This window comes from Lacticaseibacillus pantheris DSM 15945 = JCM 12539 = NBRC 106106, assembly GCF_001311175.1.
Lineage (GTDB): Bacteria > Bacillota > Bacilli > Lactobacillales > Lactobacillaceae > Lacticaseibacillus > Lacticaseibacillus pantheris.
This window is the reverse complement of the sequence record NZ_BBAI01000001.1, coordinates 168,306-194,705: the sequence shown is the minus strand read 5'-3', so window position 1 is coordinate 194,705 and position 26,400 is coordinate 168,306. Positions and strand designations below refer to the sequence as shown.

Annotated in this window: 24 protein-coding genes and 5 pseudogenes; 7 read left to right on the top strand and 22 right to left on the bottom strand. The window is 51.9% G+C overall.

What is annotated here, in order from left to right; translation table 11 throughout:
* Positions 1 to 65 precede the first annotated feature (65 nt).
* Positions 66 to 944: a proline iminopeptidase gene (gene pepI, locus JCM12539_RS00960; protein WP_054648533.1), complete on the bottom strand. Its 879-nt coding sequence runs from the start codon at positions 942 to 944 to the stop codon at positions 66 to 68.
* A gap of 151 nt (positions 945 to 1,095) precedes the next feature.
* Here pepI and JCM12539_RS00955 point away from each other — a divergent pair, with 151 nt between their 5' ends.
* Positions 1,096 to 1,464 carry a DUF1304 domain-containing protein gene (locus JCM12539_RS00955; RefSeq protein WP_054648531.1) on the top strand — a complete coding sequence of 123 codons (369 nt, stop codon included), beginning with the start codon at positions 1,096 to 1,098 and terminating at the stop codon, positions 1,462 to 1,464.
* A 155-nt stretch (positions 1,465 to 1,619) separates the two neighbouring features.
* Here the strand turns inward: JCM12539_RS00955 and JCM12539_RS00950 are convergent, their stop codons facing one another.
* The 4 genes and pseudogenes from JCM12539_RS00950 to JCM12539_RS00935 form a co-directional block, all read right to left on the bottom strand.
* Complete coding sequence (locus JCM12539_RS00950) at positions 1,620 to 2,057, bottom strand: GNAT family N-acetyltransferase (RefSeq protein WP_054648529.1); 438 nt, start codon at positions 2,055 to 2,057, stop codon at positions 1,620 to 1,622.
* A gap of 103 nt (positions 2,058 to 2,160) precedes the next feature.
* Positions 2,161 to 4,086, bottom strand: a pseudogene (locus JCM12539_RS00945) (GTP-binding protein).
* A 16-nt stretch (positions 4,087 to 4,102) separates the two neighbouring features.
* Positions 4,103 to 4,621, bottom strand: a complete 519-nt coding sequence (locus tag JCM12539_RS00940) for an isochorismatase family protein (RefSeq protein WP_054648527.1) — start codon at positions 4,619 to 4,621, stop codon at positions 4,103 to 4,105.
* Positions 4,622 to 4,637: 16 nt separating this feature from the next.
* Positions 4,638 to 5,102, bottom strand: a complete 465-nt coding sequence (locus JCM12539_RS00935; protein WP_082405259.1) for an HIT family protein — start codon at positions 5,100 to 5,102, stop codon at positions 4,638 to 4,640.
* A 505-nt stretch (positions 5,103 to 5,607) separates the two neighbouring features.
* Here JCM12539_RS00935 and JCM12539_RS00930 point away from each other — a divergent pair.
* From JCM12539_RS00930 to JCM12539_RS00920, 3 genes are read left to right on the top strand one after another with little or no spacing between them, the layout of a single operon-like run.
* The gene (locus JCM12539_RS00930; protein ID WP_054648525.1) at positions 5,608 to 5,844 is read left to right on the top strand and encodes a hypothetical protein; all 237 of its coding nucleotides are present in this window, start codon (positions 5,608 to 5,610) and stop codon (positions 5,842 to 5,844) included.
* The gene (locus JCM12539_RS00925) at positions 5,793 to 6,890 is read left to right on the top strand and encodes a PTS transporter subunit EIIC (protein WP_082405258.1); all 1,098 of its coding nucleotides are present in this window, start codon (positions 5,793 to 5,795) and stop codon (positions 6,888 to 6,890) included. The genes JCM12539_RS00930 and JCM12539_RS00925 overlap by 52 nt, the downstream gene beginning before the upstream one ends.
* On the top strand, positions 6,883 to 7,779 hold the full coding sequence (locus tag JCM12539_RS00920) for an alpha/beta hydrolase (protein ID WP_054648522.1): 897 nt from the start codon (positions 6,883 to 6,885) through the stop codon (positions 7,777 to 7,779). Before JCM12539_RS00925 ends, JCM12539_RS00920 begins: the two co-directional genes overlap by 8 nt.
* Before the next feature lie 240 nt (positions 7,780 to 8,019).
* On the opposite strand, the gene JCM12539_RS00915 is transcribed toward JCM12539_RS00920, so the two are convergent.
* A complete protein-coding gene (locus JCM12539_RS00915; RefSeq protein ID WP_054648580.1) occupies positions 8,020 to 9,651 on the bottom strand; it encodes a peptide ABC transporter substrate-binding protein in 1,632 nt (543 codons plus the stop codon).
* Between the two features lie 473 nt (positions 9,652 to 10,124).
* Between JCM12539_RS00915 and JCM12539_RS00910 the strand changes: the two genes are divergently transcribed.
* Together JCM12539_RS00910 and JCM12539_RS00905 are read left to right on the top strand one after the other, a co-directional pair.
* Entirely contained in the window at positions 10,125 to 10,667 is a 543-nt protein-coding gene (locus JCM12539_RS00910; protein WP_054648520.1) for a hypothetical protein, read from the top strand.
* A gap of 97 nt (positions 10,668 to 10,764) precedes the next feature.
* Positions 10,765 to 11,208: a Fur family transcriptional regulator gene (locus JCM12539_RS00905; RefSeq protein WP_054648578.1), complete on the top strand. Its 444-nt coding sequence runs from the start codon at positions 10,765 to 10,767 to the stop codon at positions 11,206 to 11,208.
* A 129-nt stretch (positions 11,209 to 11,337) separates the two neighbouring features.
* Here the strand turns inward: JCM12539_RS00905 and rpsN are convergent, their stop codons facing one another.
* From rpsN to JCM12539_RS12460, 6 genes are all read right to left on the bottom strand, one after another.
* Entirely contained in the window at positions 11,338 to 11,607 is a 270-nt protein-coding gene (gene rpsN, locus JCM12539_RS00900; RefSeq protein ID WP_054648517.1) for a 30S ribosomal protein S14, read from the bottom strand.
* A gap of 83 nt (positions 11,608 to 11,690) precedes the next feature.
* A complete protein-coding gene (locus JCM12539_RS13375) occupies positions 11,691 to 11,810 on the bottom strand; it encodes a putative metal homeostasis protein (RefSeq protein ID WP_162203969.1) in 120 nt (39 codons plus the stop codon).
* Positions 11,811 to 11,998: 188 nt separating this feature from the next.
* Positions 11,999 to 12,670 carry an ABC transporter ATP-binding protein gene (locus JCM12539_RS00895; protein WP_054648515.1) on the bottom strand — a complete coding sequence of 224 codons (672 nt, stop codon included), beginning with the start codon at positions 12,668 to 12,670 and terminating at the stop codon, positions 11,999 to 12,001.
* Positions 12,671 to 12,672: 2 nt separating this feature from the next.
* The gene (locus JCM12539_RS00890) at positions 12,673 to 13,728 is read right to left on the bottom strand and encodes an ABC transporter permease (RefSeq protein ID WP_054648513.1); all 1,056 of its coding nucleotides are present in this window, start codon (positions 13,726 to 13,728) and stop codon (positions 12,673 to 12,675) included.
* 208 nt (positions 13,729 to 13,936) lie between these two features.
* Positions 13,937 to 14,296 carry a TetR family transcriptional regulator gene (locus tag JCM12539_RS15435; protein ID WP_054648511.1) on the bottom strand — a complete coding sequence of 120 codons (360 nt, stop codon included), beginning with the start codon at positions 14,294 to 14,296 and terminating at the stop codon, positions 13,937 to 13,939.
* A 178-nt stretch (positions 14,297 to 14,474) separates the two neighbouring features.
* A complete protein-coding gene (locus JCM12539_RS12460) occupies positions 14,475 to 15,278 on the bottom strand; it encodes an alpha/beta fold hydrolase (RefSeq protein WP_082405257.1) in 804 nt (267 codons plus the stop codon).
* A gap of 176 nt (positions 15,279 to 15,454) precedes the next feature.
* Here JCM12539_RS12460 and JCM12539_RS00875 point away from each other — a divergent pair, with 176 nt between their 5' ends.
* Complete coding sequence (locus tag JCM12539_RS00875) at positions 15,455 to 15,889, top strand: nucleoside 2-deoxyribosyltransferase (RefSeq protein ID WP_156301960.1); 435 nt, start codon at positions 15,455 to 15,457, stop codon at positions 15,887 to 15,889.
* A 28-nt stretch (positions 15,890 to 15,917) separates the two neighbouring features.
* Here JCM12539_RS00875 and JCM12539_RS00870 read toward each other — a convergent pair whose 3' ends face one another.
* The 10 genes and pseudogenes from JCM12539_RS00870 to walK all read right to left on the bottom strand — a co-directional run bounded on the left by JCM12539_RS00870 (position 15,918) and on the right by walK (position 26,388).
* Positions 15,918 to 16,721 (bottom strand): aminoglycoside adenylyltransferase domain-containing protein, encoded by an 804-nt coding sequence (locus tag JCM12539_RS00870; protein WP_054648506.1) that lies wholly within the window; start codon positions 16,719 to 16,721, stop codon positions 15,918 to 15,920.
* Between the two features lie 272 nt (positions 16,722 to 16,993).
* Positions 16,994 to 17,197, bottom strand: a complete 204-nt coding sequence (locus tag JCM12539_RS00865) for a UPF0158 family protein (RefSeq protein ID WP_054648504.1) — start codon at positions 17,195 to 17,197, stop codon at positions 16,994 to 16,996.
* 3 nt (positions 17,198 to 17,200) lie between these two features.
* Positions 17,201 to 17,389 carry a hypothetical protein gene (locus JCM12539_RS00860; RefSeq protein WP_054648502.1) on the bottom strand — a complete coding sequence of 63 codons (189 nt, stop codon included), beginning with the start codon at positions 17,387 to 17,389 and terminating at the stop codon, positions 17,201 to 17,203.
* Positions 17,390 to 17,517: 128 nt separating this feature from the next.
* A pseudogene (gene rlmH, locus JCM12539_RS00855) lies at positions 17,518 to 17,998 on the bottom strand (23S rRNA (pseudouridine(1915)-N(3))-methyltransferase RlmH).
* Between the two features lie 78 nt (positions 17,999 to 18,076).
* Positions 18,077 to 19,178, bottom strand: a pseudogene (locus JCM12539_RS14955) (SLC13 family permease).
* Positions 19,179 to 19,858: 680 nt separating this feature from the next.
* A pseudogene (locus JCM12539_RS00845) lies at positions 19,859 to 21,182 on the bottom strand (S1C family serine protease).
* 174 nt (positions 21,183 to 21,356) lie between these two features.
* Positions 21,357 to 22,179, bottom strand: a pseudogene (locus tag JCM12539_RS00840) (MBL fold metallo-hydrolase).
* Positions 22,180 to 22,332: 153 nt separating this feature from the next.
* Positions 22,333 to 23,145, bottom strand: coding sequence for a two-component system regulatory protein YycI (locus tag JCM12539_RS00835; RefSeq protein ID WP_054648500.1), 813 nt, complete (start codon positions 23,143 to 23,145; stop codon positions 22,333 to 22,335).
* 11 nt (positions 23,146 to 23,156) lie between these two features.
* Complete coding sequence (yycH, locus tag JCM12539_RS00830; protein WP_054648498.1) at positions 23,157 to 24,497, bottom strand: two-component system activity regulator YycH; 1,341 nt, start codon at positions 24,495 to 24,497, stop codon at positions 23,157 to 23,159.
* Positions 24,487 to 26,388 (bottom strand): cell wall metabolism sensor histidine kinase WalK, encoded by a 1,902-nt coding sequence (gene walK, locus JCM12539_RS00825; RefSeq protein ID WP_156301959.1) that lies wholly within the window; start codon positions 26,386 to 26,388, stop codon positions 24,487 to 24,489. Before walK ends, yycH begins: the two co-directional genes overlap by 11 nt.
* Positions 26,389 to 26,400 lie beyond the last annotated feature (12 nt).

Genomic DNA, 26,400 nt, shown 5'->3' with positions numbered 1-26,400 from the left:
CCCCACGCCGCGCACACCATCGGGTGCACGCCGCGTGGGGGCCTTTACCATAGTTAACCGCGCATTTAATCGTTGGCGGTTAGCCACTGATCCAGAACATCAATAAATTCATCGTGCTGGTCGAGCAATGCGAGGTGGCGGCTGTTCGCAAACAGGTGCCACTTAGCGCCAGGAATGTGATCGTACACCGACTTGGCAATGAGCGGAGTGCACAAATCGTCGGTCCCGTTAGTCACCAGCACGGGTACGTGGATTTTGTGCAGCTCGTCCGTAACTTCAAAGTCGCTGATGGTGCCGTTCTCGGTGAACTCGTTCGGCCCCTCAGCAATGCGGCTCGCGCGTTGCCCGTTGGTGGGACGGCGTAGTGGTTCCGGAGAGTTCTCGTCGGGATCATCCCAGCAGTACCGCTCCATGTAACGGTCGTTGGCGGCCAAATACTTCGGGCCGGTGAAGTCACCGGTACGCTCGGCTTCAGCAATCGCCTCGCGGTCTTCGTAGCTCAAGTACGAAATCAGCCGGTGTTGCTCCTGCGTCCACAGCTTGATGGACGCCGGCGAGCCATCAATCATGACGCTCTTAATACCCTGGGGGTCAAAGCTGGTCAGGTAGTACATTTCGAGCATCCCGCCCCATGACTGCCCCAACATGTGCACCTCGTCTAGGTGCAGGTACTCACGCAACGCGATGAGTTCGGCCGCCCACGTTTCTTTGACGTACACCGATTCATCCTCCGGTAGCGAGGATTTACCACAGCCCACCTGGTCGTACATGATCAGCTGGCGGCCAGTCTCAGCATAGTCGTCCATTAGTTCAAAGTAATTGTGGGACGAACCCGGGCCGCCGTGAATCAGTAACAACGGTGCTTTGTCCGGGTTGGGCTCCCCCACGATGCGGTAATACGTCTGGTAACCGCGAAACGGCATGTATCCTTCTTCAATACGCATATGTAGTGCCTGTCCTTCGTCAATATTTGTCCTTAAAGGCGATTGTACTGCTAGCAAGGCATCAGCTCAACACAAAGGTGACGCTGCTGTACGCGCGGCGTATAATAACGGTTGTCATCAATTAAAAAAAACACTTGCGAGGTATTTAACTATGAACACAGTTTTCACAATTCTAATCGTTACACTGGGAGTTTTGCACCTAGGTATTATGGGCCTAGAAATGTTTGCCTCCCAATCAACACAGGCTAACGCGTTTGATATGGACGCTGAATTTGTGGCCCAGTCCGGAGCCCAAACCGCCCTCAAAAACCAGGGTATCTACAACGGTATGCTGGGTGCCCTGCTGGTAGCGTCCGCATTTCTGCCTGCCGGTCAGGTCAAAGTGATGGCACAACTGGGCTTGGCACTCTTCGTGCTGATTGTGGGCATCTTTGGCGGATTGACCGCCACCAAGAAAATTTTCCTAGTCCAGGCACTACCCGCGGCCATCACCATTGCTTTGGGGTTACTGGCTTACTAAGCGGGAGGGCTATACCTCGATGCGCCGATCCTGTTTTCCATCGTATCGTGTCCACAACCATCACGGTGTGTGGCTTACAGGATTGCCTGCGTAATTAAAATGGACAGCCTCGCTGAAGCTGTCCATTTTGTGTTTCGCGTGTTACAGCACTGCCTTCACCGATGCCAAACCATCTGGTATTCCGTTTGGTGGGTATCACCTTCGACTCGGCGTTCGGCAATCACGAAGCCATTACGCTGATAAAAGCGCACTGCACCCGTGTTTTGTTCAAAGGCATCCAGCACCAATACAGTTTGCTGATGCTTCACGAAAGCCAACAGTTGGTGCCCAATCCCTTGATTTTGGTACTTGGCCGCAACAAAAAGTCCGGCAATATAGTCTTTCTGAAGACCAATGAAACCCACTATCTGACCATCAGGGTTGACGGCAACAGTAATGGTCGCATTGGGCAACGATTTGCGCACTGCAGCTGCATTTTCTTGCCAGAACGCCGCCGGCACAAAATCATGAGCCTGTAAATTACCCGCCAACCAAATTGCCATTAACTGGCTCATCTGAACATTATTGATATTGTCTAACGTTTTAATTTGCATTTTCCCTATCCATCTAAATTGAATCAACCAACGTCGGGGCAGCCTAAAGCCATTAGTGGCGCCATACGCGCAATGCTCCACGTGAAACATTTCCGCTCACCCACTAGCTCTGATAGTCCACATGCGCCATGCGGGGTACCTCGTCCCACGGCACCGGGTAGCCAGCGCCATGCGCACAAAAGACCGAGTCAGGTGTGTTATCGAGGTCACTAACCGGCGCATAGTCTGCAGCGGCCACCACCTCGTCCTGGTTATGGCAAGGACGGTAACCATCCACCACGCAGTCAAACTGTCCCCGCCCGTGCGTATATGCCCGCACCTGCTGGCCATAGTCCTGCATTTCCGCGACGGGTGCGTGACCACTAATGGTGACCATCCCCGCTACATCATTCGGCGAATCAAAGTCGCCGTGCATCTGCTGAATATCGTTCAACGCACGACCAACTTGATCCCCAGCAACCGTCAGTTGAAACGCATACCAGGGTTCCAGCAACTGACTTTGCCCCTGCTCCCGAGCCATCATCAACCCTTGCCGTACGCGCGCCAAGTTGCTTCCCGAAAGTCGCCACCAACGGAGTGGACGTTGCTGGCCCGACCATTCACTAACGTAATCGTCATATCCGTGATGGGCGCACCCGTAAGTACCCCGCGGTGCTCCTTTGCCGCTAAGCTCGTCAGCACCTGATGCTGCCAGTTACTTGCCAGCACGTCAACAGAACAGTCACTGGCGAAGCGTAGGCCGCTCCCTGGCGCGGTCGGCGTGAGCATGAGGTGTACCTCCGCGTAGTGGCGCAAAGGTTCAAAGTGGCCGACGCCTTCAACCGGTGCGGTCACCGTCTCCTGATAAATGATGCCGCCCTGCACAAATGAAACGTCGAGCCCAAACCGAGCCAAAAGCAGTTGCTGCAGGACCTCCAGTTGAATTGTACCCATCACCTGGACGTGAATTTCATCCAGTGTGCACACCCACGTTACCCGTAGCAACGGGTCCTCACCCGCCAACTGCTGCATGGCCAGCAAACACTCATGGGGATCAGCACTCCCGGTCGTCACCGTATACGTCAGTACTGGTTGGAGTAACGGACTTAAGGCGTCCGGCTCGGCACCTAATCCTTGCCCCACCGCCGCGCTAGTCACACCGGTAACGGCACACACCGAACCCGCCGACACTGCCGGGACAACCGTGAACTTGGCCCCGTTGTACACGCGGAGCTGGTTGGCCTTCTCACCATCAACCACAATGTCCTTGGCGTGCAAAGCACCACCCGTGACGCGCAGCCAAGTGAGTCGCTCACCGCGTTCATCGTGACTGACTTTGAAGACACGCGCACCAAAATCATCCGGCCACGACCGAGACTTAGTCCAGGTGGTCAACCCAGTTAATAATTCATCGATGCCTGCCAGCTTGAGGGCTGCACCAAAGTAGCAGGGGAAAACCTGCCGCCGGCCAATCATTGCCGTAACGGTGTCTGGTGCGACTTTGCCCTGCTCCAGATAGTCCGCCAACACCTCGTCATCCTGTAGCGCAATCTGTTCGTAGTCCTCGTCAGTTAGTGCGTCCGTGAAATCGACACAGCCCGCGTCCAAATCATGCTGGAGTGCCTGCATAATAGCGGCACGGTCGGTCCCCGGAGCATCCATTTTGTTAACAAAGATGAACGTGGGTACCCGGTAACGTTGCAACAATCGCCAAAGCGTGCGGGTGTACCCCTGAACCCCGTCTGGTGCGGCCACAACCAACACCGCGTAGTCCAACACGCTTAAAACGCGTTCGGTCTGGGCCGCAAAGTCGACGTGTCCGGGCGTATCCAGTAAGGTCAGTGGCACGTTGTTGTACTGGAGCTGGGCTTGGTGCGTAAAGATGGTGATCCCACGCTGCTTCTCCACGGTATCCGGATCCAAAAAAAGCGTCACCTTTGTCCACACGCCCTAACTCGCGCAAGGTTCCCGCCCGGTACAGCAGCGCCTCTGATAGCGTCGTTTTGCCGGCGTCCACGTGAGCAAGCACGCCCACAGTAATATCCGTCATCTTCCGCCGCCCCTATCTAATCTTCAATGTAAGTAACAAACCGACCATCCCAAACTTGGTGGTAATGTTCCACAAGTAACTTTGTGGGAATTGACTGTCCCACGGGCTCCGTCATGGACACAGTACCATGGGCCAACTCGATGTGGTATTCACGGTCAAAGGCAGCCTTGATGGTCGCATCCAGACAGTACGGAATTTCTGCCCCACATATTTCAATAGTCCGTGCGTCCACGCTAGTCAGGACGTCCGTGAGATTCGTGTGGTAGAACGAATCCGCGTGCGTTTTACGCACGTAGAAATCGCTTGGTTGCTGGCCGAGCCCCGCTACTAGCTGCCATTGGGGCAATCCGAGCGGTAAGTCTTCGTCGGTATGTTGAACAAAAATCACCGGCTTGTTCGCGCGGTGGAATGTATCCACCCGCTCACGAATGCGGGACCGCACATCATCGCCATGGTACAACGGGCTGACGCCAACCTGCATATCAATCACGATTAACGCTTTATGTACTCCTTGGTCTGCTCGTTCTGTCACCATACGTAAACCCCTCTTCTTATGATTCCCGTTGGCACACCCGCTGAATCGCAATCGCCAGCGACCGTTTAGCATCCACCAGTTGGGATGGCGTGGGCGCGGTCTCGTCGGCATACATTACCGCTGGATCCACCCACCATACCGGTCCGGGCCGCGGTGTATCGCCATCATGGCGCGGGAAGATATGCCAATGTGCATGCGCATCACCATTGCCTAACATTTCGACGTTCATCTTGTCGGCATCAAAAGCCTGCGCACAAGCCTCCGTCACCCAACTCATTTCCAGCATAAACTGCACCCTTTGCTGCTTCGGCATTAGGTACAGTTCATGCACGTGCTCTTTTGCCAGGAATATAGTATAACCCGGGAAATATTGCGAATCTCCGAGAACCACGTAACCCGTGGATAGTTCACAAACAAAGTAAGGATTGGTACCAGCCTGAATCATTTGGATTCGCTGGCAAATAACACAATCTGTTGGCATTGGCGAGCCCCCCTTGTTGATGAATAGTATACACTTGTTGGGACGGATATTTGGTAGGGATATGTATCTCTCGGTGGTGAATACGCGCTAAAGCGGGCAAGGGCTACACGCCACCGTACTCGTTCTGACTACTATCAAACCAGTTAACACTACAGCCTCCGAATGGCACCCTCTAAGCGCTAAGAGGCTGCGCAGCACAAAACACGGCCCCCGCGCTGGGACGCGGGAGCCGATGAGGGAGGGGTAACCGGCTTCTGGGCAAGCCGGTTACCAATTTATGAAGAAGAAGTTTGTGGGTAGTAACGAGGTCTGGGTTCCTCGTTGCTATGTAAATCATTATGCCCGGAGCCTGTGAAGAAAATATGCTTTGCCAGTAACCGTTCGTAGAAGTTTGTGTAACGGGAATGTGCACTACCCTTTAATAACGTTTTTTTAACACCGCCACTCATCAATCGCCACGACCAGATAAATCTGGTACACTTACGGCGACGATGGAGGAATTGCCATGCATACATTCTGGGATCGTAGCGCCAACTTTGCTGTTCGCCAGTCCGCCCGTCTGGGCCACTGGCTGCCGTACCACGCGCTACAACAAACACTCATTAACATTATGCCCTTGGTCTTAGTGGGCACCTGGGTCCGCGCCCTCACACTCAGCACCTTTAGTCGCGATGGTTTCTTTGCACAAATATACAATCTACCCAACATATCCCCTACTTCAACACGATTCATAACGGTCTGAACGTTGTTGGCACTTTCACAATCGGCATTGTCGCCCTGGCGCTGGCATACTTCATGGCCCTCAACGTTACCGCGCTGCATGGGCGCCCCCAATATGCCGCCGCAATCACCAGCACGGTCAGCTTTCTGATTCTGAACGCAACCGTTAGCAATGCTGGCGTGGTCGGCATCAACCTGCCCAACCTCGGCATCCGGGGCGTCTTTGCCAGTGTCCTACTGGGAACCGTTGTGGGGTGGTTGTTTAGCCACGATTGGCACCTGAAACGCAAAGTTGGCCCGGTACCGGTCACAGCTTTGCTTGCACTGATTACTGCCGCGAGCGCCCTGCTGCGACTCGCGCTGTACGAGCTGGCATCCAGCGGACTTACCGGTATTATCTACAGCACCACCTCGTTGATTACCGGCAGGTCTTCACACGCAATCATCCGCATTGCCGCGAACACCAGTCTCAACAACCTATTGAGTTGGTTCGGCGTCCCCGGACCAATTAATCCGCTCAATCCTGCCCTAGCCAACACGCAAAGTAGCGCCAATTTGGAGTATGCACTCGCACACGCCAGTCTGAACAACGTCCCGTATCCAGTTAGTATGGGGACCGTTTACCAACCGTTCGCCATGTTCGGTGGCGTTGGTATGACGCTGGGACTAATCATTGCTATACTCTGGGTGAGCCGGCAACGTCAACACCGCCGACTCGCCAAAGTAGCGTTGGTACCAATTATCATCAACGTCGGGACGCCAATGTTCCTCGGTTACCCCTTACTACTCAATCCCATCATGCTCATACCGTACATGGTGGCCCCAATGGCCAGCATGACACTCGCCTGGGCAGCAATTAAGACCCACATTATGCCAGCAGCGGTATATAACGTTCCCGGAACGGCTCCAGGACCGTTTCAAGCGTTTTTGGGCACCAACGGTAGCTGGGCAGCACTAGTGGTTGCGCTACTTTGCTTGGCGTTATCCGTGCTCATATACTTGCCGTTCGTGCGTATCGCTGACAGGGCGGCACAGCAGATTCAGAACGGGGGCGAATACGATGATTAAAGCAAAGTGGCGTAAAATCTTACTGGTAATTGTGGTCATCGGGGCCATTGCCGGTATCAGCTGGCCGGCCGTGCACTGGATGCACGCCAACGTCAGTGAGGCCAAGGTGGTGCATAATTCACGGATGGAGCCCATCATCCTGATTCCCGGGAGCTCGGCCACACAGAATCGCTTCAACACTCTGATTACCGAGCTCAACCAACGCACCTCTGGCCATAGTTTGCTGAAGATTACGGTCAAAACTGATGGCTCCCTCACCTACACCGGCAGCATCGCCGCCCGCGATAACGAGCCATACATCGTGGTCGCATTCCAGAACAACGCGGACGGCTACAACAACATTAAGAAACAAGCAGAATGGTTTAACATCGCCTTTAAAAAGTTGGCGTCCACCTACCACTTCAACCGTTTTCGTGGGATCGGTCACAGTAACGGCGGACTCATTTTCACCCTGTTCCTAGAAAAATACTATAGTAGCGACGACGTTAGCATGACCCGCCTGATGACGATCGGCACTCCATACAACTTGGAGGAAAGCAACGACAGTAACCGCACACAGATGTTACAGGACATGATTGATAGTCGCACAAAGCTACCATCAAGCTTGACGGTCTTCTCCCTCGCCGGCACCGAAAACCTTGATGGTGACGGTACGGTCCCAATCGCGAGTGTACTGGCCGGAAAGTATATTTTCCAAACTCAGGTGGAGCACTACACGCAGATTACCGTATCGGGCGACGACGCCAGTCACAGTGACCTGCCACAGAATCGCCAGATTATTAACTACATTAGCGAGTACATGGTCAACCAGCCTAACCAGTCAGGCACACGAATCCAGCCAGGTACCCAAAACCAGCACGGTAACGGTGTACCACCAGCAAACGAGTAAAATTTCATTTGTAGATATAGAATAACGCCACCAGTTCTCAAACCAAACTGGTGGCGTTCTTTTTATTCTCAGCCTCGTATAACTCCAACTTTGTTTTAAAGTTCCTGGAAGTGAATAGTCATCATACACGATTGCGACCCGGCTAACTCCACATGAACTATTTCCCGGGAAATAATGCTGGACACAAAAGCCGACGTCCCTGAATGGACGCCGGCTTACATACTACCTGTTTAAACAACCTTACTTATTCGCAATGTATGCCGACTTCCAGTCGTACGGCACACCAGACGGGTTGTAATTAACACCCTTGACCTTAGACTTTAACAACTGACGACTATTGGACTGGAACAGTGGAATTGTGGCTTGTTCCTTCATCAGCAACTTTTCCGCCTTAACCAGCGTCTGCCAGCGCTTGGTGGCGTTGTTGCCGTACTTGTTTTCCGCGTCGGCCAGTAGCTGGTCAAACTCAGCGTTATGCCACTGGCTGCTGTTATAGCTCGAATCACTGGACCAAATGTCGAGGAAGTTGATCGGATCCCCAAAGACGGACTGCCAAGCTGTTAGGGCCAGGTCGTAGTCTCCCGACGTCTGTAACTGTAATCGCTGGGCGTTAGGAATTGACTTGAGCGTTACCTTGACGTTAGGCAGTTGCTCAAACTGGTTTTGGAGGTACTCTGCCACGCTCTTAGTAGTTTCGGCGTCGTTCGTGAGTAACGTCAGATTTAAACTCTTTGTGTTGGTAGCCGCCAGACCCTTTGCCAACAACGCCTTGGCCTTACTTAAGTCGTAATCAACGCCACTAGCTACTTTGCTAGATTTAGCAAAATCCTGCCCGTCCGGACCGGTGGCCAAACCAATTGGCGTGAACCCGATGGCACCGCGTGACCCGTCCTGTAGCACGTGCTTCGCAATCTCCTGTCGATTGACTACTAAGGAAAATGCCCGCCGCACATCAGCGTTCTTAAACGCCGGTACCTTGTTTTCGTTGAGGTCGACGCGCGTTAGGTTGGAACTGAGGCGGTCCACCCGTTCATTGTTGTTCGCCTGAGCCACGGCGGTTTCTCCAGAGAGCACCGTCTCATCCACTTTGCCGGTATCAAATAAGTTCAGGCCGGTGTTCGCATCCTTGACCACTTGCTCCTTGATTGTGCTTAGTTTCACATGTTGCTTATCCCAGTACTGGTTGTTTTTGACCAGCTGCCATGAATCGTTGGAACCCGTCCACTTGGCCAGTTTGAACGGCCCACTGTAAACCTGCGCAGTGGAGTTGGTGCCGTACTTTTTGCCGTACTTCTCCACGGCCTGCTTGTTCTGTGGGAAGAACAACGGCCAGGCCAGCAGCTTCTTGAAGTAGGACACTGGCTTGGTGAGTTTAATAGTCAGGTGCTTACTCCCCTGCGCGGTAATCCCCAGGGCCGAAAGCGGCTTTTTACCGGTGTTAACCTCCTGCGCGTTTGCCACCTGATAAAAGTAGAATGCATCCTGCGACTTAGTTTTTGGGTCGACCACCCGTTGCCACCCGTACACAAAATCCTGCGCCGTGATGGGGTCGCCGTTACTCCACTTAGCGTTCCGCAGTGTTACTTTGTATGTTCTGCCGTCAGGACTAACCTGTACACTTTTGGCCAAAGCCAGGTTGGTTTTCTGCCCCTTATCGGAGGCACGGTACAACCCTTCCTGCGTATTGAGTAATACGTTGAAACTTAACGTATCCGTAGCCTGTGCTGGATCGTCAGTAGGCAGTTCAGTTGCCTCCGTCCACCGCAAAACCTGCTTAGGCGCTTTACTACTTGTTTGTTTGGCTCCGCACGCTCCCAGAATCAACGCAACGGCCGCTGCGGCAAAGCCTACCGCCAAAATATTCTTCCTCATTTGCAAATTCCCCCTCAAAATATACCTGCTACCCAACAGTCCGACGGTGATAAGAACCAAAAAGCGGTCGACAACCATCAAGTTGATGATTGCCGGCCGCTTCCGCGTGCTACCACTGGCACTTCGCATCCAGGTCACCCTGAACGCCTTCAAGGCTGCTAACACAGCCTGGTACTATACGGGGTACCTGCATTGTTGCTCCAAGACCATATTCAGCCGTCTACCCGTTCCCACTCGCACCAATTCGTGGGCTCTCTTCGTCGGGTATCTGGCTTACTCATCTCATCATCGCCGTCCTGTTTATATAACGTGATTATGGCAGGTGTTATCTTGGGTGTCAAATTTTTTTCACCTTCAAGATTAGCGCGTCAAAATGTTCTGAAAAATGCTTCACGTGGAACAATGCTGACAACACGCCTCCACAATAATCGAGTATAATCAGCACTAAATACTTTCAACGGGAGTTACGTCAGATGGTCGGAATCATTGTTTTGCTTGTGGGTGTACTGATATTTACCCGCAACGCGTTACGCATGGAGAAGGTTTCACGTTGGGAAGCGGTGTTAATCCCCGCATATAGTTTAATTATGGGAATCCAGGCACTATTCAAGGCTCGTCCAGCATTGATGCTGGTAATACTGACAATTATTGTGGGCGTTGGCGCCGCCTGGTTACAGGCAGCCGGTGCGCAAATAAGGGTGACTGATAAACAGGACAAACACGGCCGCCCCATCGTGGAACTACGTCGCGGGATCACCTACCTACTGGGCTGGCTCATCATCTTTGCATTTGGTATCGGCATGGCCCTGATCACTGGGGAACACGTGAACTTACTGCACGAAATGGGTATGGAAATCACGAAAGATATTTTTAGCTTCCGGAACTTCACGACTGCCGCTAGCTGGAATATCTACCTGCAGTCAGGAATTGCCAGCCTCACTTATACTTGGTTGTTAACTCGACGTGAGCCCGTTATACGGCAAGCAATACACCGTACGGGGCAGCACAACAATTAATCTCAATCGGCACAATTAGTGTTATAATCGTAAATCGTAATGATGACGATTCAGGCACAACTTTGCCGGACGGTGTCATCAAAGGAGGTATTAGATGATGGACAGCCAAACGACAGCACTCACCCGCATCAAGGATAGCGGCCTGCGCATTACCAAGCAGCGGCGCACTTTAATTGATTACCTGTGCCAGCAAAGTAACCACTACGTCCCAGTGACCGCGGTGGACGCCCACATGCGCACGCTTTACCCGGGGATGTCGCATGACACCATTTACCGCAACCTCAAGGAATTCGCCGCGCTCGATGTTGTCGAAACTGAGGTCCAGAGTGAACGGTCCGTGGTCAAAATTCAGTGTGATTATCAGCATCCCCACCACCACCATTTCATCTGTACCAACTGTCACCGCGTCCAGGAAATACAATTATGCCCCGAGGATTTCTTTGCCCAACAACTACCGGGCGCCCGCATCACGGGCCACAACGTTGAGCTGTACGGCTTGTGCGCGGACTGTGCGCAAACACAATCACCGGCGGACAAGTAACCTCCACAACGTACATGGTTTAAGCGCACAAAAATAGACCGCACTGCTCGCACGCCAAACGCGTTACGAGTAGTGCGGTCTATTTATATACGGGCAAGTAACCGTCGCCACCTCAACCGGAATATTCAACTACCAGCTCGACTTACGCACGCCAGGGATCTGGCCCTTATGCGCGTAGTCCCGAAAGTTCAGCCGGGACATGCCAAACTTGCGCATGTACCCATGCGGCCGGCCGTCAAGTTGGTCACGGTTATGCAACCGCACCGGGCTCGAATCACGGGGTAGCTGGGACAAACCTACGTAGTCCCCCGCGGCTTTAAGTTCCTGCCGCCGTTGGGCATACTTTGCGACCAATAGCTCCTGCCGCCGGAGTTTTGCAATCTTTGATTTCTTAGCCAATTGTGCACCTTCCTATCCGAATTTCCTGGTGATCAGGCCGTTGGTTGCCGCCACGCGCCTCCGCGCAGGGTGCTTAATCACTGTTACTTCTGTTTCTTAGCATTACGCTTAACTTCATGCAAAGTCCGCAGTGCGCGCTTCCGCGTTTTGATGTTTGAACTATGCATGTTGCGCCGCGCCGTCGACAAATCAGTCTTTTCCATACTGCTGACCTCCGCGTTTAATTCGTAATCATTACTATTAACGACAAACAATATCATACAGCAACTTCCCACCGCGGTCAATATACTTAACCAGTTAACTTACTTCGCCATTACACACAAAGATACCGGCCGGGGACGCGCCTATCGTGCATCCCCCCCGCCGGTATCTATCATCAATATAGTTGTAGTTACTTCAGCGTCATTTGACCATCGCGGATCTCATACATCCGGTCGGCAAAGTCGACCAGGCGGACATCGTGGGTCACGACCACTACGGCTTTGTTGTGGTCGACAGCCAGACTCTTCAGCAGCTGCCCCACGACTGCCACGCGTTCGCTATCCAAAGCAGCGGTGGGCTCGTCCGCCAAAATAATGGCTGGGTCGGGGTACAGAGCACGGGCAATAGCCACGCGCTGTTGCTGCCCACCGGACAGTTCGTCGGGATACTTGTTCACTAGGTCCTCGATTCCCAACGTGTCGAGAATCCTATCCAAATCATCTTTGCTTAAATTACCCTCGGGCTTAACCTTGTCCACTAGCTTAAACTGGTCCGCCACGGTGAGGTAGGGCAACAGGTGGTACGCCTGGAGTACAAAGCCGATGGCGTCCAGGCGCAATGCGTCGCGCTCCTTCTTCGTCCGGTCAGAGTAGGTTGTGCCATCGACCGTCACTTCCCCACTGGTCGGGGTGAGCAGGCCACCCGCAATCGTGAGGAAGGTGCTCTTGCCGGAACCCGAGGGCCCCATGACGAGGGTCATTGTCCCCGCCTCGGCTTCAAAGTTGACGTCAGTGAGCGCCTGCACTTTGGCCGTGCCCTTACCGAATACCTGGCTCACACCAGCTAACGAAATTGCTGTCATGGTTAACCTCCAATCACACTAACGGGATCCACGCTGAGCACGCTCTTAATCGGTACCAATGCGCCTAACATCGCCATGACCAACAACGCCACCGCGACGCCGGACAAAGCCGGGATGTCAAAGGCCATCGGCACCGCCGCGGGTACTACTAACGCCGTCACGGCTGCCAATAACGACCCAATAATCAGACCACTCACCACCAGGATGAACGACTGACTCAACGTCGCTCCCACGAGCACACGGCTTGGAATGCCCTGTGCACGCAGAACGGCATAGTTCGGCAACTTTTGCATGGTCAAAATATAGAGGAACACCGCAATAATCACTAACGAGATGACCATTAAGAAGCCAATCATCATTCCGAACGTTGTGTTCTGCGCTTGATAACCAGGCAACTTGGCAATGATTTGGTCAGTGGTATAGGTCTTCGTCCCGGCACGTCCGTTCTTGTAGTCGGCGTTCCGCGAAACCACCGCACTAGCTACCGGACCGTTGGCCATCCCACGTAGCGCGCGCCACGTAGATAACTGGCCGTACACGGCGGGAGCAATATTCAGCTTTGCGTCCTTCGTAAAACCAACAATGGTGTACTTGGTTTCGTCGGCATTCAACTTGACCCGGCTGCCCAACTTGTAACCGGCAAGCTTAAACGCCTCGTCCACAACCACCTCGTGGCCAGCACGGACCCGGCGGCCACTGGTTAGTTGCACGTTCTTAGCAACAAACTGGTCAGCCTTGAGGCCAATGAACACAGCGGACAACTGCTTGCGCCCTTTGGCCTTCGCAACCACGGTGGTCTCGCCAATGTAGGCCTCTTTGCTAGTGAGTTTGCCCACCTGTTGCTGGCTGAGGAACGACTGCCGCATGTCGGTATTCGCATCGGCGTTCAACACAACTTTGTCCACGTTCCACGACCTAATCGCGTCCGTGTTCTGTTGCGCTAGGCCCAAAGCCAGACTGGTTAAGATGAAGATTAGGTAGCTGATCAGGACGATCATCGCTATAATCAGCCCCGAACGTAGCTTCTCCTTCTTAATTTCCTTTAACGCTAAAAACATACGCTATCCCCCTCGCATCAACAAAAACATTACCGTTCAAACGCATAGTTGAACTCAACCGCATTGATTCTGCAAAGCCGCGTGCAGTTGCGTTAAGCGTTCGTCCGTGTGTGCCCGATCAAGAATGACATCACGTACCGTTTGGTGGCACAGAACCGCCACGGCCCATCGCCGCGATCCGTCTGCACCGACGAGAACTGGAGTCGGCTTAACACCAACCACGCCCTCGTCGTACTGGTAGTACATGGCCACGAATCGCGAAACCCCTGTTGATCAACCGCATCAATGAAGCGTCGAATCGACTCAACGTAGTCGTCGGGCGTACCACCCCGCGCAGGTTCCGGGACGCCTGGTGCACCGCGCCCATCACGAACGCAAAGGTATAGTTGTAGGCGTCAGTCAGGTCGGTGAAATATTTGTAGAACGCACCACGCGCAATCTCAGCCTCTTGGACAATGCGCGCAACCTGCGCCTCGGCCAGCGGATGCTCGACAAACTCGTGTAGTAGTGCGTTCCGTACACGGGTTTGTTTATCCACCGCGATGTGGTTAAACGTACTCAATACCATGCGCCACTCCTTTCGGGTGACATTGTGTCACCGAGTTAGTACACTTAGTATACCGTATGGTGACACGGTGTCAACTTTGGGTGTAAAAAAAATTCCTGTAAGCCTTATTTTATCAGCCTTTTTCACTGTAAATCACCGTTGGTAGGACACCTAGACTGAATAGATTTGCCAACCACATCTAACCAGCCATCAGTTTAAAATGATGCCACGCACTCTCAACCGCACCAAACGCGTCAATTGGCAAATTATGCCCTGCGTGCTCCACCACGTCAACGCAACTACCCGCCACGTAGCGCAGCATTTTCACCTGGTCCTCGTATCCCACCACGTTATCCATATGACCTAATAGTGTATGTATTTGCACATTCCGATCGTTTAACCGATGAGGAATTTCCGCCTCATCAGGTAACGCATAACGACCAGTTTGTTGAATTTCGTCCCAAAAAGGCCGATTAAAACTACGTAATCCGGGGAAAATACTATGCTGATATTGACGCCAAGTTTCTGGATTAATTAGTACGTTTATCGAAACATAGTCAGTAAATGAAGTACTTTTCTCAACGTTCATCTCGCCAGTAATAATGTTTTTGTGGCTGGCCACACGACGTTTCCTTTCATCGGCAATTATCACAGGGCAAGTGGCAAAGACTCCTTTAACACACCTCAATTGACACGCCAGCTCATAGCAAAGATAGCCACCGTATGAGTGACCAACAAGGACAACGCTGCGTCCCCTAGAAGTACTCTTAATAAAGTCAGCCAATCGGTTCACAACATCAACGCTGCTATGAATTCCCTCAACAGACCGAGAAGATCCCATACCTGGTAGATCAATATAATACTTTTCATAACTATTAGATTTAAGAATACGCTCGTACACCGCGCTCATACTGTGACTATCTAGCGCAAGACCATGAAGGAAGTAGACCGGCTGACCTGTACCAATTCTTTGGTAAGATAATTGACTATTAGTATCAAGCATACATTCATCCCCTTAAGGACTGACTATTTCCCAAAGATCTTCAGCAACAAAAACCGAGAGATAATAATCGACCTGTCGTTGTGCCATACGCAACATCATCCCAAACTAACTACGATTGTACTAATCACGTGACAAAACGACAAACTGGACCATACTAAGGGCAACGGGTAACTAATTTGACAAGTAAGGGAAACAACATCATGAACAAACTTAACGCACAGCATTTCTACATAGCGGGGGCATTCCGCAACGTACCACTAGTCCAGCAAATTGCCGGTCAACTGAACGATGCGGGTGCCACCCAAACCTTCGACTGGACCCAGGCACAGCCAAATGCTGACCTCGCCACATTAAAGGGCATCGCCCAACTGGAACAACGCGGAATTACCAGTTGCGACTTCTTGGTGTTTGTATTCCCGGGGGGCAAAGGGGCCAACATTGAGTTCGGCATCGCCACGGCTTTGCAAAAACCAATTTTTATCTTCGATACCACTGACACAGTTAACAATATTGCGGAGACCACCACCTTTTACCAAATGGACCACGTGCAAAAATACCGCGGGACCGTTGGTGGTTTCGTCAATTTTATTGCTAATAATATGCTTTTGTAAAACGTACTGATAATCGGAACGGAGTATTTTAATCCTCCTTACGTCGCTGTAACGCCGCAATTCGCGCTAGCATGGCCTGCGCAAAACTAGTTAACGCTTCTTTATGCGGTTCTCGATTCTCTCCGCTAGAACCGGTGTATTCAGCTAACGCCCATTTTATTATGGGGTTATACATTGAATCAGTATGACCTATCGCCCAACGCCCACCGTCGGCTTTTGACAGAATAATACCGTCGCTCATATATCCAACTAACCGGCACAAATTCAATATTGTGTATACGGGATTCTCCATAATTTCGGTTGCCGCATCACTTACGTCACGCAGTGCACTATCAAAATAATCAACTGGACTAATCTCCCTAAACACACTACGGATTGGTCGTCCTGTAACCACAATTCCACTTTGCCAGATAACGGCCAAGTGAACGGCTAAGTCCGGGTCAAGCCCATGCATCGCCGCTACATAGGCTTCGGGATCATCAATATACTCCCGCTTATGCATGGGGGAATAATGCAACTCAAAGTAAAATGGATGCCGTCCCCTTTTCAATTCATTTTGTGTGAGGACATGAAATTCGAGCCCTTTTTGCGGGGCATAGGGTATTAACTTATCAAAAGTGGCACGCATTAACCGCAACTTTGTCGATTTGCTCGGCGCGCGGGAAACCACAATTACATAATCCAAATCACTAACATGCGGATTATACGAACCCAACGCGAGTGATCCGTGAATGTATACACCAACTAGGTTCCCACCAAAAACATCAGTGACCACCTGCCGTAGATTTTTAACCAGTATTTCTGTTCGAGCATCGAGATTTGGATTATTCATTTCCAGTCACCTCATTATTTGCAGTATCACCGACACCCGGTAGCTACACTCCATCAACACAGGACGCATCAATTACCATAGAACGACGGGACAGATACGTATCAAACTATGCTACGGCCATCGCCTTGAATTGTAGAATTATCTATCATGGAGAAACGACCCTAAATTCCAATTGTAGGCCTAAATGTCGGCCTACACTATTATTTTTCCACTTAATGGTTTTCGTTAATTATTTCCCGGGAAATAACCTCACTCACCATTAAGTCAACGTATCAGGTGAACTCAATATCATGATCACGGCACCATTCTTCGGCGATTTCACGATAAGCATCAGCTTGGTACTCATACCACTTATCTGTTAACCCAAAGTTATCAGCAAGCACACGAAAAGTTCGGAAGGCGCCACGACCATGGATCCCATCCCACAACTGATCACGTTGTTGTCCGTCTGCCAGACTCAGGATAAAATTTTGCATGATTTAGTAGTCGTCAATCTTGTAACTGGGCGGTAATGCGATGTATTCGCCGATTTCATTGACTTCATCGTCGTCTTCATCATCATCATCAAAATTGCCTTCAATTTCGCCTGAACTGACATTGTAAAAATACTGTACCTCATCGTCAGTAATCGAAAGAGCATCAATGACATCGCTTAGTTTAACCTGCATTACTGTTGCCTCCTTAACCATCTACAGACATTATGGACAAAAATCACAACCAAATAGTTCAATCAATACCGACAGACTGCATTAAGTCGTCCGAAAGCACGTACTCTTTGCCAATCACCGCTGCCCCGTCACTTATGGTACGGCCGCCCCGCGCTAATCATAAATGCCCGGTAAATCTGCTCCATTAATACCAGGCGCATGAGCTGGTGCGGCAACGTCAGCTTGCCAAAGCTCAAAGTATCGTTGGCCCGCTGCATCACCGCGGGACTTAACCCGAGCGAACCGCCAATGACAAAGGTGATATCGGGGTGCCCATACGTACCCAAATCTTCAATTTCTTTGGCGAAGACCTCGCTAGGGCGCTGTTTGCCCTCAATCGCGAGCGCAATCACCCAGTCGTTATCCTTAATTTTTTTCCAGGATACGCGTACCCTCTGCCGCCTTCACCTGCTCCATTTCAGCCGCCGACAACGATTCGGGGGCCTTTTCGTCGCGGACCTGTAACAGGTCGACTTTGGCAAACGCCCCTAGCCGCTTCTGGTACTCGGCAATGCCCGCCGTGAAGTACTTTTCCTTAATTTTACCAACACCAATGACCTTAATATGCACGTTGTTCACCTCGTCCCGATTATACCAAAAGGGGCCACCCGCAACCGCGGAGTGACCCCAAAAATATGTTTATCGCAGTTAACGGACCAGTAGCCACCAGCCCAGCACGCCCATGACGGCGAGGGCGACAAAGTTGATGAACGTGAAGAACACCAGGAAGCGGGTTTTTGACCGCCTACTGTACAGGCCATACTGCTTAAATGCCAGCAGGTTACACAGGCTCGCCACCAGCGTGCCCAGGCCCCCGATGTTCGTGCCGTAGAACAACGCGGCCACCTGGTTACTAAACCGGGCCACAAGGACGGTAGACGGCACGTTACTAATCACCTGCGACGTCACGATGCTAGTCAGGTAAACCGAGACCGGGCTGGTTTCCAGGTGCTTCAGCGTGCTAACAACCACCGGCACCTGGCTAATGTCGCTGACAATCACGAAGAAGCCCACAAAGGTGAAGATGATGGCGTAATCCACCTGTCCCAGAATTCGGTGATCCATCATGCTGCTAGGGCCACGACAACCAGTGCCGCCACCCACTGCGGAATAACGCCAAAAACGGCGACAAACACCAACAATGCGGCGATGCAAGTAATCGTGGTTGGCCGGGGATTAATCCGAATATCGACAATCGGGACGGTTGGCACCGGACGCTTAGGCACCAGCGAACTCAACAAGGCCAAAAAAAATCACGTCCGCAATCACCAGCGGCCAGACCCACGCCCCAAACTGTCCCAAACTAATGTGGAACTTGGACATGAGAAAGATATTGTGCGGGTTCCCAAACGGTGTGAGCGCACTACCAAAGTTAGCGGCAATGGCAATCGCTGTGACCGGGATAATTTCCGGCAGGTCGTACTTACGTGCAATGCGCAGATATAGCGGAATGCAAGTTAACACCGCCATGTCATTGGTCAGAAACATGGCCCCCACAAAGGACAGGAGCACAAAAAAACCAGCTCAACTGCCGCGAATTGGTCGCGTGGCTGGTGAGACGGTACGTTAAGTAGTCCAGAACGTGCAGATATTCAAATATTTGGATAATGGTCATCATACCCAGTAATGACCACAAAGTGGAAAAGTTAATGTCGGCCAAGTGCGGGCGCGCGAGGAACAGGCTCAATACGGCCAAAATCGCCGTAATCTGAAATACCCGGTCCTTGACGACGTTTTTGACAACGGTCATGTGCAGGAAAACATCCTTTCAGAGACTTACCGCTAACCATTGTGCGCTTTATTCGCCGCCACGACAACACCTACATGGGTATTTGGCGGAAATTATGACACCGTGCCGCCCGCATTTTCAGGAAGCTCATCGGGTCATTGCGGTTATACCCCATGCGTGACAATTTGCATGTGATTAGTACTCAGTAGGGGCCTAATCAGGCCACCCCCGTGCTATCCACCAATAATGCACCACGAAACACAACTTGTCCCCAGGACTTATGCACACGGTGGAAAACTTAGCACCCAAATATTGGGCGCGTTCATACCGACCCACCCCATATTTTGCGGTGGCAAAATGCAAGGGTAAATTTGATTTGGCCACTTTATCCACACAAATCAATCATTCGTCAACACCCTGAAAGCGGGGACAAATGCCGTCATATCGGGCACCAAACACCCATTCGGGGGTAATGTAAAACTTTTATCCACAGGAATTCCCGGAATGTGCAAAACCCCCAGGAACCCACTTATTAACACTATCCACAGAGTTATCCACAGAAGTGCGCTGCATTTGTCCCCAAAAACATACGTTTGCCCCCGAAAATAATACGAACTTTCGCCGTGATTTTAGCTAAAAAGTACATAAAAAGCGACCAACACGTCCTTTTCGGGCCGTAATGGTCGCATAAATAGCTTAATTTAGTTACTGGAACTGCTGGATGTGGATAACGATTCGTCAGTTTGGGTTAATTTAATTGACGCCGTCTTTTTGGTGCTGCCGTGGTAGTACGTGACCTTGACCGTATCCCCAACCTTGTGTTTGTACAAGGCTGTGTGCAGATCAGCAACGTCAGTGATCTTGGTGTCATCCAAGCCCACAATCACGTCATATTTGGCTAACCCCGCATCCTTAGCAATACTGCTGGAGGTAAAGCCGGCCACAACGACCCCGCTCTTCAACGAACTTGGTGTGTTCAACAGCTCACTTTGCTGATCCGAGCTAATATCGGAGAGGCTAACGACCGAAATACCGAGGGCTGGCCGCACAACTTTGCCGTTCTTCACCAACTGATTAATGATGGAAACTACTTCGTCACTCGGGATCGCAAAGCCCATCCCTTCAATCGTGGCGCTGTCGCTGCTACTGCTAGAGGATCCCGACAGCTTCATCGAGGTAATACCAATGACCTGCCCGTTCAAGTTAATGAGCGGCCCACCAGAGTTACCGTTGTTAATTGCCGCGTCAGTTTGAATAACGGTGGCCTCATTAGTGGTGTTACCACTTGAATCCGTTACGTCCACCGTCCGCTTCTTTGCGGACACTATCCCCTGGGTAACCGAAGTTGCGTACTGCGTCCCCAGTGGCGACCCGACGGCTAGTACCGTTTGACCAGCACTAATGCTGTTGGAGTTCCCAAAGTTAGCGACGGTTTTGACCTTGCTGCCCTTAATTTTGAGTACTGCCAAGTCGGTGACGGAATCAGTCCCCACTTTGTCGGCAGTCAGCTTAGTGCCGTCACTCAAAATGACTTCAAGTTTGTCCGAACCGGAAACCACGTGGTTGTTGGTCACGATGTACGCGTAGCCATCCTTCTTTTGGTAAATAACCCCGGAGCCTTCCGAGTACTCCGTCAGTTCGCCGCTACTACTGCTATTGGAGCTAGAGGAACTGGACTCATCACCAAAGAGGGCACCCCAGCCGTCGTCGCTGTTCGTGCTTGCGCTTGCCTTCTGCAGGTTAATAACCGAAACCACCGCGCCCTTAACTTTTTTTGAACGCGGACTGACTGGCACTACTCGTCGACTTAGTCTTGGTCACCGCGGTGGTACCAGCATCGCCCGACTTACTGGTCACGCCCATATTGTCGGCGGACATTCGTGAAAAGCCGTAGTAAGCCAATCCACCACCTGCACCACCACCAATCAGCGCGGCAACAACGGCGATGGTTGCCGTCTTACCGACACCATTACCCTTAGGCTTCGTGTTTGTGTCTGTCTGTGTATCGTTATTTTGCTTATCCATATTATAGTGTGGCCAGTGCCACCCTAACCCCCTTCACACGTGTAGTCATCACTTTCTATATATTCTCATAATACCGGAAATATATGATGAAAATATGACGGTACCGGTAAATTTTGGTCACATAACGCAAAGTGACCAGATGCCCATTAGCTAGGTATCTGGCCACCAATTCAATTATACCGTAAATAACGCCTCGGGGGTTTCGCGTTCCGTGTCTAACAGGCTAAAATCGTGCCCCACGGGTAACCCCTCCGCCAATAACATGTCCGCCACGGTTTGGTGTGCCAACGGCTTGGTGTTGTTATGTGCAGAACGGTGACCCAAGTAAATACGCTTCGTTCGCGGCCCAATCACGTCCATGAGTGCTGCCGCACCATCGGCGTTGGACAGGTGCCCCTCTGAGCCATAATGCGCTGCTTGAGGCCCCACGGGTACGGCCCGTCGCGTAACATCGTTAAGTCGTGGTTAGCTCCATAAGGTAAGCGTCGCTGTCACGAATGGTCCCCGCTAGCCGGTCCGAAACGTAGCCCGTATCGGTCAGGATTGTGAACGCCCTATCGTCGTGGTGGAACTGATAAAACTGTGGTTCCGCCGCGTCGTGGGAGACGCCGAAACTCTCGACGTCGAGATCGCCAAGGGTCAGCGTGGTGCCCCGTTTGAAGATGGATAGTTGGTCGTAGGGTAATTTACCCACGCTTTTAGGCAAAGCCGCAAACGTACCCTCATTCGCGTATATGCGCAAGTGCGGGTAGCGCCGCGCGAGCACCCCCATCCCCTGCACGTGATCCGTATGCTCGTGCGTTATGAACAAACTATCAACGTCAGTGAGATCCCGACCGATACTGGCCAGTAGCGCCGCAATCTTTTTCCCGGAAAAGCCGGCGTCGACCAGAACCTTATGGTGGGGTGTTTCAATGTAAGTAGTGTTACCCGAACTGGAACTAGCCAGAACGCAAACACGCATGCCAAAATCAGCGTCTGATGTCGTCACCGTCATTACCTCCGTTGCACGGTCCATATAACGGACCGTCATTGTTGCCATTCTATCACTTTTGGGTATTGGTAAACCACGGCGCACCCATGCCGACGTGTGTTTAGCTGGTAATTCCCCAAAAGTGTTCCACGTGTAACCATTTGATGCCGTACCAGCCTAGCGGTCCTTAATCACCGCTTTGCTCATGGCGTTAACTTTGCGCACCGTCACGTTCTTGGAGTTCTTGCTCGATATGCCCACGTACCACGCGGGAATATACACGGTGGTGCCCTTGGTTGTCAGCAGCTCCGTATAACCCAGCTTGGTCCACGTAACCGTCGAATTATTCACAATTTCGTTTGATCGATAAAGCGTCAGTACGGCTTCGCGGGCACTAATTAACTTCTGCGACCGGTGCATGGTCGTGACGTTCGTGGCGTACGTTTGGGTGTAGCCGGTAACCTTATCGTCACGAACCGTAACCTCCAGCCGACCATGACCATCCACGATTACGCCATAACGCGTTTTCTGACAGAACACGTACGTCGATCGCCCGCTCATGCTCGGTTCAAATTCGTACTGATTACCGCGCCACACGTTGTTGGTGTCGGTAGCAAACTTGCGCACCTGGCTAGCAATGCCCTTACGGCTCAACGCTAATGGCGTCTTGAGCTTGGCCGTTAACTGCTCCACACCGTTCGTCGTCTTAACCGTTGTGGTCGTATTGCTGGTCCGAACTGTGTTACTGGTGCTACTTTGCAAGACCGTGTTATCGCTGTGCCCAGCTAGGTATGAGCCGCTACTCTTGGTCTTACCCAACGGCGGCAGCGAAATCTGGTCACGTTTCATCTCCGACAAGGTCTCGGTCGTCGCGCCCGTCGTACTAGCGGACATAAACACCTGGCGATTCTGCACCAGACTCCACCCAAGGAAGATATCCATGCACAGAAAGACGATCAGTAAAATCCACTCAATGCGTCGAAAGTCCATTGGTATCCCCCCTAATTGCCCGTGTTAATGAGCGTCGTAATGTCGACCCGGCCGTCAACCAAATCCGCGTAGTCAACGTAAGTCCCGTTGACGTTCACGTAGTAGGTCGGCATCAAGTTCACTACCAGGCCGCTATTGGTGTCGCGTTGCCACTTGTAGGCCACCGTCAGGTCATCAATATCGCTGGGCTGTGCGCCTAGGCTCTGCAACTTTGCCAACACCTCACTCGCCGCCGGTAGTTCAACCGCGGTTTGTGAGGTCGGTATGGCCGCCTCAAGGTTACTGCCGGAAAATTCAATGCGCTTACTACTCGTTGTGTGCACAACGCGCACGGTGCCGTTCGAGGTTTGGTTGAACACCGGCAACCCGCGGACGTACGTGCGGAACGTGACCGCGCTGTCCTGCGTGCTGTAGCTAAAGTAACGGATTCCCTGAGTGCTGGCAAAGCTGAGGCTCGACAGCGCGTTAAACGCCGAACTAAGCACGCCGCTATACGTTTGTGCCGGAGCTGACGCCGCAAAGTCCTCATACTGCATCAAGCTATCATTTTTATCCACCGCCAAGCGCTGATTACTATTGACGGTGTAGACCGTCTGGTTCCCGATTTGCTTGGTATCCACGGCGCTGGTCGACGTATTATCCGTCATCAGCAAAGAGATGTAATGCGTCGCGCTCTGCTTATCAATCAGGTAGGTTTGTGGCTGCACCGTGATGCTTTGGTCCAGTAATGCCACCTCGTGGTGATCAAAGCGTTGCTCAGTAACTTTGTACTTAGTTGTGGCTGCGCCCAGCAGGTCCGCAATTGCACCGTAATTTGGTTGCTTGATGACCAGCCGCCGGGACGTTTCGTGGTAATCGTTCACCAGGTAAGTCCGTTGGTTCTCGGTGTCAAAAACAATCCGGTCAAAGGAGTAGCTGGCATCGGCTTTGCTATTATCCCCAAAGAACAGTTTGCGCATCAAGGTCCACGATACTGTACCCTGATAGGTTAGCTGCAGTGATTGTGGCTCCGTCAACAAGCGGTCGTACTCAGCCACCGACAACTGCTTTTGCGCACCAACTTTGGCCACGCGCCACTTAGCGACCGCCTTGCGCGCCCGTGCGGCCATCCCCGTGCCCGTCGAACCGAGCTGATACTTTTGCTGCGCACCCTGCCACAACACGCCCGTGGGCAGGAAGGTGTCGCGCTTAATCTCCTGGTTGGTGGTGCGCGTGGTCTTTTCAACCGTCACGTCATTATTCTGTTGCCGGGCAAAGTTTGACGGGTTATACCAGATGAACCAGGTTAGCGCGAGGCTAATGCCGACCAACATGATTAATAACAGTCGTAGTATTAAGCTTCTAAGCTTCATCCCAATCATCCCCCTCGTCGGCTATCGCTTCGTAAGGCAAGGAAATGTAGAAGGTACTACCTTTGCCTTCCTCGGAGTCCACCCAGATACGGCCGCCCATCGCCTCAATAACTTCCTTACTGATTGCGAGTCCCAGGCCGGTCCCTCCCTGCTTACGGGAGCGGGCCTTATCGACCCGGTAGAACCGTTCAAAGACGTGGTTGATGTCCTTGGCCGGAATCCCCAGCCCCTGGTCACTCACGGACAAAATAACATGGTTGTTCGTTTCTACCAACCGGGCGGTAATGGTCCCCCCATCGGGCGAATACTTAATGGCGTTGTTCATGATGTTATCAACCACCTGCATGAACTTATCCTGGTCCACGTCAACCCACAGGCTGCGCTTCGTGATTTCGCGGTTGATGGTGTACTGCTTGTGGGGCTGCTCCTGGTCGTCCACAAAGCCGTGGCGTGATTCACCAGCGTGCTCATTGTCGGTCTGGAGCATCATGTCAAAGCGGTTCAGGATGTAGTTAAAGAACTCGTTGAGGTTGATGGTTTCCATGTCAATTTTGCTCGTACCCATATCCAGTCGCGACAGGGCCAGCAGGTCGTTAATCATCCGGATCATCCGGTCGGTTTCGTCCTGGGTCACCTTGAGGAACTTGGGCGCCAGCTCCGGATCCTGCCAAGCGCCATCATTAAGGGCCTCAATGTAGCTCCGTACTGACGTTAACGGCGTCCGCAGCTCGTGGCTAACGTTGGACACGAATTGACGGCGCTCACGGTCGTTCTTCTGCTGTTCCGTAACGTCATGCAGCACAACAACCAAACCACTAATAAAGCCAGTCTCACGCTGAATCATGGAAAAGTCGGCCCGCAGAATCATTTCTTGGTGATCCTCAGTTTCCATGGTCAGTAACAGTTCCGTCTGGCTGTCCAACAGATCCCGTAACGTGTACTCCTTGTTAATCTTCAGCATCCGCAGAATGGACATACCAATGGCATCCTCATTCTTAATGTTGAGGAAATCCAGGGCCGTTTCGTTGATGATAATCACGTTACCCCGCCGGTCCGTCGCAATCACTCCGTCGGTCATGTGAGCTAGCACGCTGTCCAGCCGCCGCCGCTCGGCTTCGCTGGCCTCCTGTGCCTCCTCCACACGTACAGAAAGGTCGTTGACGGCAATGGCGAGTTGACCCAACTCATCCTGACTATAAACCCGTACCTGGCCGGAGTAATCCCCTTGCGCCATGCGGCTAGCTTGACGCTTCATGGCATCAATGGGGCGCGTGATGGCCCGGCTAATCACGATGGCGATAAAGATACCGAGCAGCACGGCCACCATACTGGCAATGAAGAAGATGCGGGTAATCGAACTGATGTTGTCGTACACCGAATTCATGTTAGCGCGAATGTAAATGGCACCAATCACACTATTGTCATCGCCGGTGGAGTTACTACTCTTCAATGGCGTAATTTTCACGTAGTACGAAGATCCACCCGTGTTGGTGAAGCCCTCGTAGTTCTGGCCCGTGTAGAGGGTATTCTTCACCTGAGTGGAGCCATTCTTTTGCCCAATTTCGGTTTGCGAGTTGACGTTGCTGTCCCCGCGCAAAACCCCTTTGGCATCCACGACCTGAATGTCCGCAGAATTAATGATGCTCGACTCATTGAGGGCATTATGAATTTGGCGGTCAGCCTTGGTCGTGTTGCTCTCCTCCAGGGCGTTGATCACCTTATCCTCGACGTAGGTTTCAATCGTGATTTGGGACTTAAAATTATCAATGTTTTGTTGTTCTAGCTGTTTGACAAAATACGCCCCGATCACCTCGACGGTCACGACGACCACGAGGATGAACACGAGCGCAATTTTGAAGTGAATTGAATGAAAAAAACCGGATCTTCTTATTCATGGTGGATG

Excerpts from the sequence above, each read along its gene's own strand:
- JCM12539_RS00905 (WP_054648578.1), top strand. The coding sequence starts at position 10,765 with ATGGACAGCCAAACGACAGCACTCACCCGCATCAAGGATAGCGGCCTG.
- JCM12539_RS12460 (WP_082405257.1), bottom strand. The coding sequence starts at position 15,278 with ATGCTTGATACTAATAGTCAATTATCTTACCAAAGAATTGGTACAGGT.
- JCM12539_RS13375 (WP_162203969.1), bottom strand. The coding sequence starts at position 11,810 with ATGGAAAAGACTGATTTGTCGACGGCGCGGCGCAACATGCATAGTTCA.
- JCM12539_RS00860 (WP_054648502.1), bottom strand. The coding sequence starts at position 17,389 with ATGCAGGTTAAACTAAGCGATGTCATTGATGCTCTTTCGATTACTGAC.
- JCM12539_RS00920 (WP_054648522.1), top strand. The coding sequence starts at position 6,883 with ATGATTAAAGCAAAGTGGCGTAAAATCTTACTGGTAATTGTGGTCATC.
- JCM12539_RS00930 (WP_054648525.1), top strand. The coding sequence starts at position 5,608 with ATGCATACATTCTGGGATCGTAGCGCCAACTTTGCTGTTCGCCAGTCC.
- JCM12539_RS00910 (WP_054648520.1), top strand. The coding sequence starts at position 10,125 with ATGGTCGGAATCATTGTTTTGCTTGTGGGTGTACTGATATTTACCCGC.
- JCM12539_RS00865 (WP_054648504.1), bottom strand. The coding sequence starts at position 17,197 with ATGCAAAATTTTATCCTGAGTCTGGCAGACGGACAACAACGTGATCAG.
- yycH (WP_054648498.1), bottom strand. The coding sequence starts at position 24,497 with ATGAAGCTTAGAAGCTTAATACTACGACTGTTATTAATCATGTTGGTC.
- JCM12539_RS00895 (WP_054648515.1), bottom strand. The coding sequence starts at position 12,670 with ATGACAGCAATTTCGTTAGCTGGTGTGAGCCAGGTATTCGGTAAGGGC.
- JCM12539_RS00940 (WP_054648527.1), bottom strand. The coding sequence starts at position 4,621 with ATGGTGACAGAACGAGCAGACCAAGGAGTACATAAAGCGTTAATCGTG.
- JCM12539_RS00835 (WP_054648500.1), bottom strand. The coding sequence starts at position 23,145 with ATGGACTTTCGACGCATTGAGTGGATTTTACTGATCGTCTTTCTGTGC.
- JCM12539_RS15435 (WP_054648511.1), bottom strand. The coding sequence starts at position 14,296 with ATGGTATTGAGTACGTTTAACCACATCGCGGTGGATAAACAAACCCGT.
- JCM12539_RS00955 (WP_054648531.1), top strand. The coding sequence starts at position 1,096 with ATGAACACAGTTTTCACAATTCTAATCGTTACACTGGGAGTTTTGCAC.
- JCM12539_RS00950 (WP_054648529.1), bottom strand. The coding sequence starts at position 2,057 with ATGCAAATTAAAACGTTAGACAATATCAATAATGTTCAGATGAGCCAG.
- JCM12539_RS00890 (WP_054648513.1), bottom strand. The coding sequence starts at position 13,728 with ATGTTTTTAGCGTTAAAGGAAATTAAGAAGGAGAAGCTACGTTCGGGG.
- JCM12539_RS00870 (WP_054648506.1), bottom strand. The coding sequence starts at position 16,721 with ATGAATAATCCAAATCTCGATGCTCGAACAGAAATACTGGTTAAAAAT.
- JCM12539_RS00915 (WP_054648580.1), bottom strand. The coding sequence starts at position 9,651 with ATGAGGAAGAATATTTTGGCGGTAGGCTTTGCCGCAGCGGCCGTTGCG.
- pepI (WP_054648533.1), bottom strand. The coding sequence starts at position 944 with ATGCGTATTGAAGAAGGATACATGCCGTTTCGCGGTTACCAGACGTAT.
- JCM12539_RS00935 (WP_082405259.1), bottom strand. The coding sequence starts at position 5,102 with ATGCCAACAGATTGTGTTATTTGCCAGCGAATCCAAATGATTCAGGCT.